General features: G+C 56.6%; 12 protein-coding genes and 1 rRNA gene. 6 read left to right on the forward strand and 7 right to left on the reverse strand.

Going from position 1 to position 12,341, the window contains the following annotated elements; genetic code table 11:
- Positions 1 to 28: 28 nt before the first annotated feature.
- The 3 genes from ASG35_RS25805 to uvrB all read right to left on the reverse strand — a co-directional run bounded on the left by ASG35_RS25805 (position 29) and on the right by uvrB (position 3,364).
- Positions 29 to 376: a cupredoxin domain-containing protein gene (locus ASG35_RS25805; RefSeq protein WP_056364336.1), complete on the reverse strand. Its 348-nt coding sequence runs from the start codon at positions 374 to 376 to the stop codon at positions 29 to 31.
- Between the two features lie 72 nt (positions 377 to 448).
- Positions 449 to 997, reverse strand: coding sequence for an iron transporter (locus ASG35_RS25810; protein ID WP_056364665.1), 549 nt, complete (start codon positions 995 to 997; stop codon positions 449 to 451).
- A 285-nt stretch (positions 998 to 1,282) separates the two neighbouring features.
- Positions 1,283 to 3,364 (reverse strand): excinuclease ABC subunit UvrB, encoded by a 2,082-nt coding sequence (uvrB, locus tag ASG35_RS25815; RefSeq protein WP_056364338.1) that lies wholly within the window; start codon positions 3,362 to 3,364, stop codon positions 1,283 to 1,285.
- A 456-nt stretch (positions 3,365 to 3,820) separates the two neighbouring features.
- Between uvrB and ASG35_RS25820 the strand changes: the two genes are divergently transcribed.
- On the forward strand, positions 3,821 to 5,020 hold the full coding sequence (locus ASG35_RS25820) for an amino acid aminotransferase (RefSeq protein WP_056364340.1): 1,200 nt from the start codon (positions 3,821 to 3,823) through the stop codon (positions 5,018 to 5,020).
- 69 nt (positions 5,021 to 5,089) lie between these two features.
- Here ASG35_RS25820 and ASG35_RS25825 read toward each other — a convergent pair whose 3' ends face one another.
- On the reverse strand, positions 5,090 to 6,232 hold the full coding sequence (locus ASG35_RS25825) for a DUF3734 domain-containing protein (RefSeq protein ID WP_082508627.1): 1,143 nt from the start codon (positions 6,230 to 6,232) through the stop codon (positions 5,090 to 5,092).
- A gap of 378 nt (positions 6,233 to 6,610) precedes the next feature.
- Between ASG35_RS25825 and ASG35_RS25830 the strand changes: the two genes are divergently transcribed.
- From ASG35_RS25830 to copM, 3 genes are all read left to right on the forward strand, one after another.
- A complete protein-coding gene (locus ASG35_RS25830) occupies positions 6,611 to 7,582 on the forward strand; it encodes a potassium channel beta subunit family protein (protein ID WP_056364344.1) in 972 nt (323 codons plus the stop codon).
- A gap of 138 nt (positions 7,583 to 7,720) precedes the next feature.
- Complete coding sequence (locus ASG35_RS25835; protein ID WP_056364346.1) at positions 7,721 to 8,566, forward strand: 23S rRNA (adenine(2030)-N(6))-methyltransferase RlmJ; 846 nt, start codon at positions 7,721 to 7,723, stop codon at positions 8,564 to 8,566.
- Positions 8,567 to 9,319: 753 nt separating this feature from the next.
- Positions 9,320 to 9,730, forward strand: coding sequence for a CopM family metallochaperone (copM, locus tag ASG35_RS25840; protein WP_056364348.1), 411 nt, complete (start codon positions 9,320 to 9,322; stop codon positions 9,728 to 9,730).
- Between the two features lie 74 nt (positions 9,731 to 9,804).
- Here the strand turns inward: copM and ASG35_RS31655 are convergent, their stop codons facing one another.
- The gene (locus ASG35_RS31655; RefSeq protein ID WP_087882081.1) at positions 9,805 to 9,951 is read right to left on the reverse strand and encodes a DUF3563 family protein; all 147 of its coding nucleotides are present in this window, start codon (positions 9,949 to 9,951) and stop codon (positions 9,805 to 9,807) included.
- A 274-nt stretch (positions 9,952 to 10,225) separates the two neighbouring features.
- The gene (gene cueR / locus ASG35_RS25845) at positions 10,226 to 10,612 is read right to left on the reverse strand and encodes a Cu(I)-responsive transcriptional regulator (RefSeq protein WP_056364352.1); all 387 of its coding nucleotides are present in this window, start codon (positions 10,610 to 10,612) and stop codon (positions 10,226 to 10,228) included.
- A gap of 93 nt (positions 10,613 to 10,705) precedes the next feature.
- Here cueR and ASG35_RS25850 point away from each other — a divergent pair, with 93 nt between their 5' ends.
- Together ASG35_RS25850 and ASG35_RS25855 are read left to right on the forward strand one after the other, a co-directional pair.
- Positions 10,706 to 10,912 (forward strand): heavy-metal-associated domain-containing protein, encoded by a 207-nt coding sequence (locus ASG35_RS25850; RefSeq protein ID WP_082508611.1) that lies wholly within the window; start codon positions 10,706 to 10,708, stop codon positions 10,910 to 10,912.
- Complete coding sequence (locus tag ASG35_RS25855; protein WP_056364355.1) at positions 10,909 to 11,850, forward strand: dTDP-4-dehydrorhamnose reductase family protein; 942 nt, start codon at positions 10,909 to 10,911, stop codon at positions 11,848 to 11,850. Before ASG35_RS25850 ends, ASG35_RS25855 begins: the two co-directional genes overlap by 4 nt.
- A 325-nt stretch (positions 11,851 to 12,175) precedes the next feature.
- Here the strand turns inward: ASG35_RS25855 and rrf are convergent.
- Positions 12,176 to 12,288 (reverse strand): 5S ribosomal RNA (gene rrf / locus ASG35_RS25860).
- Positions 12,289 to 12,341: the final 53 nt, after the last annotated feature.

Here is a 12,341-nt window from a genome sequence, read left to right on the forward strand (position 1 = left end):
TCTCCCGCTTAACTAGCCGATGCAACCATTACTTCGCAACAATGACGCCTTGCGCCGACTGGTGGAAATCGTCGAAAAACTTGTATTCGCCCTTGTCCAGCGGCGCAATCACCACGAAAGAATCAGCGCCCGGAGCAAGCACCTTCTCCTTGCGCAACTGAATACTTTCGAACTCCGCAGCGCCCTTCCCAATGTTGTGCACTTCGATCTTGAAGCGCACGCCCGCCGGCACTTCGATACGCGCGGGATTCAGCTTGCCGTCATTCATTTCGAGCTTGAATGTCGGGAGGTCGGCGGCTTGCGCTGACGCCGCGCTGGCAACCCAACCTGCAGTGATCGCCAGCGACGCCGCGATCAATCTGTATTTACGTTTCATGCATCCTTCCTGGCTGCGGTGTCCGGCAAACCGTACGAGTTCAGCCGGACGCCTGAGTACAACTAGACGGCCTTAGTAACCACCCTTCTTGCCGATGCCGGCGAACGGGAAGTCATACTCGATGGTGTACGGCTTGAACCACGGACCCACACCGGTTTCCTTGTCGACGTGGCGGCCGAACGCCATGTGGCCGGTTTGCATCGGCGGCGCAATGTTGAGTTTCAGATGGTATTTGCCCGGGCCGAAGAGTTTTACGTTGTCGCCGTAATGGGGGCCGTCGCTCGCGACCATGGCCATCAGGTCGCCCTTGATGCTTTGTGTCGTGCCAACTTTGGTCAGCTCGTACGTGACCTGGAGATACGGCATCCAGTCGCCTTCCGCGAAGCCCGTCGGGTTGTTCTTGACGGCGTGGATGTCGGCTTCGAGGTGAATGTCCGAATCCGACGCCTTGCGCATCATGCCTTCCGGTTCCATCGTGATGGGCTGCAAATAAACAGCGCCGACTTCAATGCCGTTCTGGATGTTCTGCTTGCCGATCGGATATTCCGCAGCCGAAGCCAATGCCATTGCCGCAAGAGCGACCGCGGCCACCGAGCCGCGTACCAAAGTTGAAACCTTCATCCGTAACTCCTTGTTGTTATTGATCGATGCATCCGATCCGATACAGTTGTTTCGCCAACGCCCCAGCATTGACTCAAAAAATAGGAATGAGAATGCGAGCCGAAAGTTAATACGAACCATTCTCAATGATTGGGAAGTTTAGCACCGATCGAAAGGACGAACAATTCGCCGCAGCGAACAAAGCCTTGTAGCGGCAAGGGTTTTGACGGGTTTTATCGCCCGTTTCCGCACATAAAAACAGCGGGCTACAAAGCCCGCTGTGCTGTTCCTCCCGCTACGAAAGGCTCAAAGATGGTCGCCTACGTTCGCGCCGAAAACGCGCTGCCGCAGCAGCGACAGTTGGTCGCGCGTCTGCGCTGCTTTCTCGAATTCGAGGTTTTTCGCGTGATCCATCATTTGTTTTTCGAGCCGCTTGATTTCCTTCGAAATCTGCTTTTCGGACATATCTTCGAACTTCGCGCGCGTCTGCGCTTCCTTCAACTCGGCGCGGGCATCGTCGACGTTATAAACGCCATCGATGATGTCCTTGATCCGCTTCGTCACGCCGCGCGGCGTAATCCCCATCGCGAGGTTATGCGCGATCTGCTTGGTACGCCGCCGCTCGGTTTCGCCGATAGCGCGCTTCATTGAATCCGTGATGTTGTCGCCGTAGAGGATCGCCTTGCCGTTCACATTCCGGGCCGCCCGGCCAATCGTCTGGATCAGCGAGCGTTCGGCGCGAAGGAAACCTTCCTTGTCGGCGTCGAGAATTGCGACCAGCGACACTTCGGGAATATCCAGCCCTTCTCGCAACAAGTTGATCCCGACGAGTACGTCGAACGACCCCAGGCGCAAGTCGCGGATGATTTCAACGCGCTCGACGGTATCGATATCGCTGTGCAGATAACGCACCTTCACGCCGTGATCCGCCAGGAATTCGGTCAGCTGTTCGGCCATGCGTTTGGTCAGCACCGTGACCAGCACGCGTTCGTTCACTTTCACGCGAGCGTTGATCTCGCCGAGAACGTCGTCCACCTGGGAGCGCGCCGGGCGCACTTCGATTTCGGGATCGACAAGACCTGTTGGACGCACAAGTTGTTCGGCGACCTGCCCCGACGTCCTGTTTTCGTAATCGGCGGGTGTTGCCGAGACAAAAACCGCTTGGCGCATCTTGCGTTCGAACTCGTTGAACTTGAGCGGTCGGTTGTCCAGCGCCGACGGCATCCGGAAACCGTAATCGACCAGATTCTCCTTGCGCGCCCGGTCGCCGTTGTACATGCCGTTCAACTGGCCGATCAGCACATGCGATTCGTCGAGCAACATGAGTGCATCGGGCGGCAAATAATCGACGAGCGTCGGCGGCGGCTCGCCGGGCGCCGCGCCCGAGAAATGCCGCGAATAATTCTCGATGCCTTTGCAGAAACCGAGTTCCTGCAGCATTTCCAGGTCGAAACGCGTGCGTTGCTCGAGCCGCTGCGCTTCGACCAGCTTGCCGTCCTTGTGGAAAAACTCGAGGCGCTCGCGCAATTCCGCCTTGATCGTCTCGATTGCGCGCATGACCGTGTCGCGCGGCGTCACATAATGGGACGACGGATACACGGTGAAACGCGGGATCTTGTTGCGCACGCGGCCTGTGAGCGGATCGAAGAGCTGCATCGACTCGATTTCGTCGTCGAAAAGCTCGACTCGCACCGCCATTTCGGCATGTTCGGCCGGGAAGATATCGATGGTATCGCCGCGCACGCGAAAGCTGCCGCGTGAGAAATCCGCTTCGTTGCGGTTGTATTGCATCGCAATCAGCCGGGCAATGATGTCGCGCTGGCCCAGCTTGTCGCCAGTACGCAGCGTCAGAATCATCTTGTGATATTCCGACGGATTACCGATACCGTAAATCGCCGATACCGTTGCCACGATCACCACGTCGCGCCGCTCGAGCAGGCTTTTCGTCGCGGAAAGCCGCATTTGCTCGATATGCTCGTTGATCGATGAATCCTTTTCGATGAACAGATCGCGCTGCGGAACGTAGGCTTCAGGCTGGTAATAATCGTAATAGGAAACGAAATACTCTACGGCGTTACGCGGGAAAAACTCGCGAAACTCCGCGTACAACTGCGCGGCGAGCGTTTTATTCGGCGCAAACACGATCGCCGGACGTCCCATGCGCGCGATCACGTTCGCCATGGTGAACGTCTTGCCGGACCCGGTTACGCCGAGCAGCGTCTGGAACGACAGGCCGTCCTCGATCCCCTCCACGAGCGTGGCAATCGCTGTCGGCTGATCGCCTGCGGGCGGATACGGTTGATAAAGCTGGAACGGCGAGCCTTCGAAGGTGACAAACTTCGACTCGTCGAGCGTTTCTGCGGCTTCTATTAGCGGGGTATCGGACATGAGGAAACGGTGCCTTTGGCCGAGAGCAAACATCCATTCTAGCGGTTCACGATGGAGCGAGCTTGACGGCGGATCGGGGGATATTGGACGGATCTGGGCTACGCGCGTCGCTTCTCACGCGTTTGCCCAATGTTTTTCATTTGAGGCGTTCGCGTTGAAACACAAGTGTCTGTTTTAGCGGCCGAAAGCATCCGACCACGAAATCGGTAAGTCGCGCCGGCGTGGTTCCGTTTCTTCAGAAAGGCGCAGGAATCGCTATCTGAAACCGCAAATTTCCGCTGTTCTTCGGCTTTGCCGGGCAAAAAAGCGCCGCTCAATTCGTTACAATGCCGAACTGGGGTTTTCATCGATGGGAAGGAGTTTTTTGTTCACTCTTAACGGCGCGGTCGAAGCACAGCATGCCGCGACTTCCATCCCGAACGCCCGCGCATGCCTTCCCACTACCGTCGATAAATCATGTCCCTTTTCTCAGCCGTCGAGCTTGCCCCCCGTGATCCGATCCTGGGTCTGAACGAAGCCTTCAATGCCGATCCGCGCAGCACCAAGGTGAATCTCGGCGTCGGCGTGTATTTCAACGAAGAAGGCAAGATTCCGCTTCTGCGCGCCGTCCGCGAAGCCGAAAAAGCACGCGTGGAACTGGCCGCACCGCGCGGTTACCTTCCCATGGAAGGCATCGCTGCATATGACGCCGCCGTGCAAAAACTGCTGCTCGGCAACGACTCCCCGCTGATCGCGGAGGGCCGGGTGATCACGGCTCAGGCCCTCGGCGGAACGGGTGCGCTGAAGCTCGGCGCTGACTTCCTGAAGCGCTTGAATCCGGCAGGCAAGGTCGCCATCAGCGATCCGAGCTGGGAAAACCACCGCGCGTTGTTCGAATATGCCGGTTTTGAAGTCCTAAACTATCCGTACTACGACGCGGCCACGCATGGCGTCAAGTTCGACGCCATGCTCGAAGCGTTCAATAGCTATCCGGCAGGTACTGTCGTCGTGCTGCACGCGTGCTGCCACAACCCGACTGGCGTCGACCTGACCCCGGCGCAATGGGAACAAGTCGTGGCGACGGTCAAGGCGCGTTCGCTCGTGCCGTTCCTCGACATCGCATATCAAGGCTTCGGCGAAAACATCGACGCCGATGCAGCCGCCGTGCGCCTGTTTGCCAAGTCCGACATCAACATCTTCGTGTCGTCTTCGTTCTCCAAGTCGTTTTCACTCTACGGCGAGCGCGTCGGCGCGTTGTCGATCATCACGAGCGGCAAAGAAGAAGCTGGCCGCGTGTTGTCGCAACTCAAGCGCGTGATCCGCACCAACTATTCGAACCCGCCTACGCATGGTGGATCGGTGGTGGCGGCTGTCCTGGCATCGCCGGAACTGCGAGCAACGTGGGAACAGGAACTCGGTGAAATGCGCGACCGCATTCGCGCAATGCGCAATGGTCTGGTCGAGCAGATCAAGGCAGCAGGCGTAGAACGCGACTTCAGCTTCGTCAACAAGCAACGCGGTATGTTTTCTTACTCTGGCCTGACTGCGCCGCAAGTCGATCGTCTCCGTGAAGAGTTCGGCATCTACGCTGTCGGCACGGGCCGGATCTGCGTTGCCGCACTCAATACGCGCAACCTCGAAGTCGTGGCAAATGCCATTGCGACCGTATTGAAGTAAGTTTGTTTTTGCGCGGTACCCAAAAACAGCGCTCCTTCCGGGCGCTGTTTTTTTGCGCCTCCGATCCACTTAGGGCCCGTCGCGATGGATATCGTGTGTTACGAAACCAGAATCGTTCTTCGGCATATCCAGCCAATCATGATGGTTGAGAGTGCCGCGAATATCGGTTAAACCACTTTCCCAATGCTCCTGCATGGTCGACAAGCCGAATTGATAGTCCTTGTAATGCCCTTCGAATTCCTTGTGCCGATAGATCAGGTGGATCACGTTGTAGCGCTTCGAACACGCCAACTCCTCGGCCGCCTTGCACCATGGATCGCTATTGCGAACATCTATTGGCACTTTCTCCAACACTTCCCGCAAGACGTTCCGGAACCGTTGTGAACGCTGCATGGTGTCCGTCACAAGCCTCGTCCGACTCGAAAACTGCACGTCCTTCACGCGTCCCATCACATCCACAATGCTATCCGGCACCGGACCTTTCGCGCTCCACAGGTCGACCTGGAACGCGAGCGTGTCACGACGCGGCGTAGCCTGAGCAATCTCGTATAGCGGCGTGTTCGACATGAGTCCGCCATCCCAGAAGTATTCGCCGTCGATCTCGACCGCGGCAAAACCCGGCGGCAACGCGCCTGACGCCATGAAATGCTCCGCTCGCAGCTTCATGCGCGTGTTATCGAAATACGCGAAGTTTCCTGTCGCCACGTTCACCGCGCCCACCGATACCCGCGTCTCCCGCGAATTGATCCGGTCGAAATCGCACAGGCCTTCGAGCGTCGCCTTCAATGGCCGCGTGTCGTAGTAGCTGGCAGTACCGGGATCGCCCGCGGCTAGTGGAGACGGTGGCGGAAAGCGCGGAATGAAAAACCCTTTCTGCCCTTCCACCAGTGCGCTCGTCGCCTGCATGGCAGTGAAGGCTTTGCGGATTTCATCGGTCGAATTGAAGAATGCGTGCTCGACGAAAGCTGGCAGCGGTGGCATGAAGGCCGGCTGGCAAATCGTTTTCCAAAACTCGAGCAAACGTGGCACGCGGTCCTGCGGCGCGTTACCTGCGATGATCGCCGTGTTCAACGCGCCGATCGAGATCCCCGCGATCCAGTTCGGATGAATGCCCGCTTCGTTCAAACCTTGATAAACACCGCCCTGATAAGCGCCGAGCGCCCCGCCTCCTTGCAACATCAACGCAATGGTTTCGTAGGGCGGCAGCCTCATCGCTCCGCCTGATGCCGTGGCTTCGGGCAACTCCCCGACATCGAGCAACGTCACCTTGCGAGGCTCGCTCGTTGCCTTCCCTCGTTTTGTCTTTGCACGCCCGTCAACACTATCCGTCCTGTCTGCCATTGAAACTCCTTTGACGTGTAACACGCCGAAGCACCGATGCCTGATCACTGAGCGCAATGAGACCATGCAAATCCGCACCAATCAACCTTCTCGACACCTCGTACCCCATTCGGCCAGCTATTCGACGCCGCCGTGCCGCCGTACGCTTTGAACCTGGACGATGCCCCGTCGCCGCGTTGATTTCGAAAACCGATTAAGCTTTGAGACGCAGCTTGCCTTACTAAAAACCCGAAACTGGAGATATCGCATATGAACTATCGTCGGCTTGGACGTTCCGGATTGCAGGTCAGCGAATTGTCGATCGGCTCGTGGGTGACCTATGGCACTCAAGTCGATCACCGGGCTGCACGCGAATCGCTCGCTGCAGCGCGCGACCACGGTGTCAATTTCTTCGATAACGCCGAGGTCTATTCCAAAGGCGCTTCGGAAGAAATCATGGGCCGCGCATTGAAGGAACTCGCCTGGCCGCGCGTCAGTTATGTGGTGTCGACCAAATTTTTCTTCGGCCTCAATGATGGGACGAACCAGCATCAAACGCTCAATCGCAAGTACTTGCATAACGCCATCGACGGATCGCTTGCACGTCTGCAGCTCGATTATGTCGATCTCGTTTTCTGTCATCGGCCGGATCCGCACACGCCGATCGAGGAGACCGTCTGCGCAATGAGTGACATCATCACACGCGGCAAGGCCCTTTATTGGGGCACGTCCGAGTGGAGCGCCGACGAGATCCGCAGCGCCTATGACATTGCCGACCGGCATCATCTGCACAAGCCCGTGATGGAACAGCCGGAGTACAACCTGCTGCATCGCACGCGCGTTGAAAAAGAATATGCGCGGCTTTATGAGGACATCGGATTGGGGCTGACGACATGGAGCCCACTTGCATCGGGATTGCTGACTGGCAAGTATCGAGATGGCGTTCCCGCCGACAGCCGCGCGAAACTGCAGGGTTACGAGTGGTTATCGAAGAAGCTTACGGATAAAGGCACGAACAATATTGTCGGGCGGCTCGCCGAGGTATCGGATCAGCTCAGCTGTTCGCTCGCGCAACTTTCCCTTGCCTGGATCTTGTTGAATCCGCATGTCAGCACGGTCATCACCGGCGCGTCGCGCGTTGAACAGATTCACGAAAACATGAAGGCGATCGACATCGTGAAAAAGATCACGCCCGAAATCAAGGCGCGCATCGAGGAGATCGTCGGCGACGCGTTCGTGTGAGTTGCGACGGGGCGTCGGGCCTCGTCAGCTACAATAACGACCCGTCGGGGTAAATATGTTTGGGCCTCGGCGACAAGTATTCATCTGGCTGGCTTTGCCCCGCTCCCTCTCGTTTCTCGCCTCCGTTCATTCATCGCCATGCTTAGTTATCGACACGCCTTTCATGCAGGCAATCACGCAGACGTGCTGAAACACGCGGTCGTCGTGCAGTTGCTGCAGTACCTTTGCCAGAAAGACAAGGCGTTCTGGTATGTCGATACCCACGCTGGCGCCGGCGTTTATTCGCTTGCGGATGGTTATGCGACCAAAACAGGCGAGTATGAAACCGGCATAGCCAAGCTTTGGGGCAAGCGCGACCTGCCTGGCTTGCTGAAGGACTACGTCAAGGAAGTCAAGGCGCTCAATGCCGACGGCACGCTGCAGTTTTACCCCGGCTCGCCCTACCTTGCGTGGCGGACCATGCGCGAGCAGGACCGGATGCGCCTATTCGAACTCCATTCAACGGAAATCGATGTGTTGCGTCACAATTTCCGCGATGCCGGCCGCCGCGCGATGCTTTTCGAAGGCGATGGTTTCGACGGCATTCTCAAGCTTTTGCCGCCTCCACCTCGCCGGGCCTTGGTGCTCATCGACCCGTCGTACGAGGACAAGCGTGACTACGCACGCACGCTTAATTGTCTTGAGGAGAGCCTGAAGCGCTTTGCGACAGGAACTTACGCGGTCTGGTATCCGCAAGTGACGCGCTTGGAGTCGCAGCGTTTTGCCGATCAGCTAAAGCGCGTTCAGCCGAAGAACTGGCTGCATGTTTCGTTGACCGTGAGCAAGCCGCCAGTCGATGGCTTCGGCTTGTTCGGTAGCGGAATGTTTGTCGTGAATCCGCCGTACACGCTGGCCGCAGAGCTGAAAGAGGCGCTCCCTTATCTGGTCGACGCACTCGGCCAGGACAGTAAAGCTTCATTCAAGCTGGAGCATCGCGGCGACTGAACGACACCTATGCGCTATTGCGCGGATGTGACGGAACCCGTTGCCGTGTGTGGATCGGTGGAACGACCGGAAGTCTTCGGTTTGGCCCCGGCGGTTCTTGCGATAGTTGACGGATCTGTCGCGGTCGATACTGGCGCAACAGATACCGCGGTTTGCGGTCGCGCACGCGGTTGTTGAGACTGCGGATGCACGTTAGGTTGAACGCTAGGAGGCCCGCCGTACAAGCCACCGGAATGCGATGCTGACGAGCGCAGTCCGCGGCTGGTCCCTGTTCCGGCGTTGCCTGATCGAGACTGCGTGCTTGGCGCTATGCCATACCCTTGCGCCCCGTTGTACCCACCAGGCTGTACTTCGATATATGGCGAAACTATGATTGGCTGCTGTTCCTGCTGCGGAACTTCGGGCAGCGCTCCAAGCGGGCGCGCGGGAACCATGCCCGGCTCATTTAGCGGCCCCGTCTGTAAAACCGTGCCTCCAGCGCCGCTTTGAATACCGGTTTGCGTGTTGAGGATGAGAGGCCGTCCTCCTGCTTGTGCGAACGCATCCGCAACCATTGCGCTGGAAATCAGCATTACGCACACTGGCGCCGCATACCCGATCACCGTCGTTTTAAAGCTCATGGCGCCCCCGCGTCAAATGCCTGATTGCCTGCTGTTTTTCGTAAACCCATTCAAATCATATGAAAGCGCTTTACCTTACCGCGATGGTAAGCCTTAGGCTAGCGTTCTTGAAGCTGACACTTAAGGAGATTCAATGAAGTTTTCGAAAACCTTTGTTGCGAGCATCGCTGCGTTCGTCGCGTCTATCGCTGTATCGATGCTAATTGCTTATGCTCAAGCATCAACACCCACTGGCGCGATGTCTGGCATGGACATGTCGGCCATGAAAAACGGCCTCGCCGACGAAGCAACGAAGGCATTCCAGGCAGCCGACCATTCGATGATGTCGGGCATGTCCGGCATCGAGTACACCGGAAACGCCGATCACGACTTTGTAACGCACATGATTCCGCATCACGAGGGAGCAGTGGCGATGGCCAAAGTCGAGCTCAAGTACGGGAAAGACGCGAAGCTGCGCGCCCTGGCTAAAGAGATCATCGCTTCACAAGACAAAGAGATCGCGTTCATGAAGCGATGGCTAGCAACGCACCCTCAAAGCAAATAATCGTCGAAGGCTGAAAACGACAAAGCCCCGCATGCGGGGCTTGTTCAATTCTCCGCCAGATTGCTGGCGGCAATTTACAGCGAGTAGCCTTCGGTTTCCAGCGAACGAATACGTTTTTCGAGCTGAACGATATCCGACGATTGCGCCAAATATTCTTCGCGACGATTACGTTCGGCGGTTTCAAACCAGATGCTGACTTTTTCGAGCAGGAATGCAAACATGATTTTTTCTCCAAGGATTTCAAATGAATCCCCGGCGGTTCGGGTCAGGGATATCCCTCAAAAGGGTTAACCCGAATTATAGAGGAAGAGCTGAGCAGGTGTTAGTGAAATGCTTGCATTGGGTGCATTCTGTTTTGGAATGGTGCATGCACTATGACCGTACAAGGCTTTGATTCGTTAGCGTTTTTCGGAAATAGCACGAAGTTATGACCGTGATATGATCCGATATGGTGCATTTTTCGGCGGCCCACAGTACGGCTTGCACCAAACGTTGTCAGCCTGCCAGTTGCTCAAGGATAGGACAGTTGGGTCGATCATCGCCATGGCAATTGACCGCCAAGTGCGCCAACGTCTCGCGCATGTTGGTGAGCTCGGCGATTCGCCGGTCCAGCTCTGCGACGTGCTCAAGCGCAATCGCTTTGACTTCCGCGCTAGCGCGCTTTCGGTCTTGCCATAGCGCCAGAAGCTTCCGTATATCTTCAACAAGGAATCCAAGTCGACGCGCTTGCCTAACAAACTGAAGCGCGTGAACCTCGTGCGTCCCGTAGACACGATAGCCCGAGGTGGTCCGTCCCACCGGCGGCAGTAGCCCGACGCTCTCGTAATATCGAATCATTTTGGCCGTCACACCTGACGCACGCGCTGCTTCGCCAATGTTCATCGTTAATCTCCAAAATATTATCTGGACTCTACACCTTCCAATAGTGGGAAGGTATAGCATGATCGTTCTTGCAGGACAAACTAAGGAATCGTCGTGACGGAATTTCAAGTGGAAGGCATGAGTTGTCAGCATTGTGTTGCTGCTGTGACGCGCTCAATTCAGGAGATCGATGCGGCCGCCAAGGTCCAGGTTGACCTCGAGCAAGGGAAGGTTGTAGTGGCTTCATCCAAAACGGTCGATGACCTTAAAGAAGCCATCGACGAAGCCGGCTATCCTGTCCTGTCGGCAAAAACAACATGAAGATTGGGAGCGCTGACTTCAGAGTCGTCTTGATCGGCTCGTCCGGACTGCTAGGTCGGGCAATTTCCAGCGAACTCGCCGAACGGACGCGATGGCAGGTTGTCCAGACGGCCTATCGTCACGTGGATGCGGAGAGCGTCGAGCTTGATATCCGCGACGAAGAAGCGGTGCGTAGTTTTATTGCTGGGCAGAAACCGGATGCCATCGTCGTAGCCGCAGCCGAACGCCGTCCGGATATATGCGAGAACGATCCTTCGCTAGCAAGAGCGTTGAATGTAGACGCGTTGAGCTTTATCGGGGCTGTTGCCAATGAAATTGGCGCTTGGGTACTGTCGATCTCCACTGACTACGTATTTGATGGCACTCGACCGCCCTATCATCCCGACGATGAGCCTAAGCCACTTAATGCTTACGGACGGAGCAAGCTAGAAGGTGAACGTGCGTTGATGCGATCAATGGACCGTTCTTGTGTTTTGCGGCTGCCGCTGCTTTATGGGCCGGTGACAGACTGGAGCGAGTCGGCTGTAACCAGTCTGGCGCCGGCGATTGCGAAGTCAGCCGTTGACAGTGTTGCTGTGAGCATGGATGGATGGGCTACGCGATATCCGACTTTTACGCCAGATGTGGCGATCGTGATCCGGCAACTGTTGGAACGCTATGAATCCGGCACGCCTGTGAACGGCGTAGTTCACTGGTCCGGCGATGAACCCATGACAAAGTTCGATATCGCCACTTGCATCGCCCGGGTGTTGCGGGTTGATGCCAAGTTTCATTGTCAAAATGAACCCATGGACGCAACGCCTCGACCGAAGGATTGTCATCTCGCATCGACTGCATTAAATGACATGCATATCGGTCGAAGAACTCCGTTTGAGACCGGTATCCAGGCTGTGTTGAAAAGGTGGCCGCAGCCGACAATCACACGGCAGACTGCGTAAATGTAGCGTGTCTTTGCGCGCGCTTGACGTGCTTTCGCGATCATGCGAGCTGTGTAAAGCGCGATAAATCACCGCCACGTCCGCGCGACCCGTAAACGCAAAAAACCCCACTTTTCGGGTGGGGTTTTGAGCGACTGCGATGGAATGCAGAGGAATGGGGGAGCCTGACGATTACCTACTTTCACACGGGTATCCGCACTATCATTGGCGTGGAGTCGAAGCACGCAATGTATGCCCGATAGACATCGGCGNCCGTAAACGCAAAAAACCCCACTTTTCGGGTGGGGTTTTGAGCGACTGCGATGGAATGCAGAGGAATGGGGGAGCCTGACGATTACCTACTTTCACACGGGTATCCGCACTATCATTGGCGTGGAGTCGTTTCACGGTCCTGTTCGGGATGGGAAGGGGTGGTACCAACTCGCTATGGTCATCAGGCATAAGGGGGTGTTGGGGTGGGGGTTAAGGCCACCGCAACCAATCTGGGGAAG

This window comes from Burkholderia sp. Leaf177, from assembly GCF_001424345.1.
Taxonomy (GTDB): domain Bacteria; phylum Pseudomonadota; class Gammaproteobacteria; order Burkholderiales; family Burkholderiaceae; genus Caballeronia.

Coding starts and splice junctions, on each gene's coding strand:
- ASG35_RS25825 (WP_082508627.1), bottom strand. CDS start 6,232: ATGAGGCTGCCGCCCTACGAAACCATTGCGTTGATGTTGCAAGGAGGC.
- ASG35_RS25820 (WP_056364340.1), top strand. CDS start 3,821: ATGTCCCTTTTCTCAGCCGTCGAGCTTGCCCCCCGTGATCCGATCCTG.
- ASG35_RS31655 (WP_087882081.1), bottom strand. CDS start 9,951: ATGTTTGCATTCCTGCTCGAAAAAGTCAGCATCTGGTTTGAAACCGCC.
- uvrB (WP_056364338.1), bottom strand. CDS start 3,364: ATGTCCGATACCCCGCTAATAGAAGCCGCAGAAACGCTCGACGAGTCG.
- ASG35_RS25835 (WP_056364346.1), top strand. CDS start 7,721: ATGCTTAGTTATCGACACGCCTTTCATGCAGGCAATCACGCAGACGTG.
- copM (WP_056364348.1), top strand. CDS start 9,320: ATGAAGTTTTCGAAAACCTTTGTTGCGAGCATCGCTGCGTTCGTCGCG.
- ASG35_RS25855 (WP_056364355.1), top strand. CDS start 10,909: ATGAAGATTGGGAGCGCTGACTTCAGAGTCGTCTTGATCGGCTCGTCC.
- ASG35_RS25805 (WP_056364336.1), bottom strand. CDS start 376: ATGAAACGTAAATACAGATTGATCGCGGCGTCGCTGGCGATCACTGCA.
- ASG35_RS25810 (WP_056364665.1), bottom strand. CDS start 997: ATGAAGGTTTCAACTTTGGTACGCGGCTCGGTGGCCGCGGTCGCTCTT.
- cueR (WP_056364352.1), bottom strand. CDS start 10,612: ATGAACATTGGCGAAGCAGCGCGTGCGTCAGGTGTGACGGCCAAAATG.
- ASG35_RS25830 (WP_056364344.1), top strand. CDS start 6,611: ATGAACTATCGTCGGCTTGGACGTTCCGGATTGCAGGTCAGCGAATTG.